Raw genomic sequence first — 745 nt, 5'->3', positions numbered from 1 at the left:
CGATCTCGGACATGATCGCAAGGCGCGACAGGCCGGCGCCGTTGGGTCCCGGGCGCATGCGCCCATGCACCTTTGTGGCGATCACCACCTCGTCGCGCCGTGCGAAATCCTTGAGTGCGCGACCGACGATCTCTTCGCTCGTGCCGTCGGAATAGACATTGGCGGTATCGAAGAACGTGATGCCGAGTTCCAGCGCACGCTTGATGAAGGGGCGGCTCTGGTCCTCGTCGAGGGTCCAGGGATGGTTGCCGCGACCGGGATCCCCGTACGTCATGCAGCCGAGACAGAGGCGGGATACCTCAAGGCCGGAGTGACCAAGTCTCATGTAATCCATGACCGTTTTCTCCTCGCATCCGTTCTGTTTGCGCCAGCCTCGTCGTCGCCATGTGCGAACTGAAGATAGAGGTGAGGCCATGGGCGAAGTTCTGAGCCGAGGGAAGGGTTATATGGCTCATTCGTCGATCGACCAGCAGGTGATCGGCTGTCAGCTGCCCTCCCCTCTCCTCTCTTGCTGTCGTGGATGCTCGTTGGGCGGCGCATCGCCTCCTGCCCTCCCCTGATCATCGCAATGGAAGCAGCATGACTTCCGGAAAGGCCTCACTCACTTAAGGTCACTAGCCCGAAAGGTAACTGGGGCATTTTAGGGGGCGAGGGATTCCTCCCTTCGGGCATTCATGATTCAATCCCGGCATGACCTCGCCTGATCGTTCCAACAAGCCGCTGTCCTCGACAGCCCTGCGCGAGC

General features: G+C 60.7%; 1 protein-coding gene. It reads right to left on the bottom strand.

Annotation, left to right across the window (positions count from 1 at the left end):
• Positions 1-334, bottom strand: a 334-nt coding sequence (locus FS320_RS44490; protein WP_162003662.1) for an aldo/keto reductase, incomplete at its 3' end; no start/stop codon positions are given.
• Positions 335-745: the final 411 nt, after the last annotated feature.

The organism is Microvirga tunisiensis, from assembly GCF_009296175.1.
In the GTDB taxonomy this organism is placed as follows: Bacteria; Pseudomonadota; Alphaproteobacteria; order Rhizobiales; family Beijerinckiaceae; genus Microvirga; species Microvirga tunisiensis.
The sequence above is the reverse complement of the archived record's forward strand: the minus strand, read 5'-3'. Positions and strand labels throughout refer to the sequence as shown.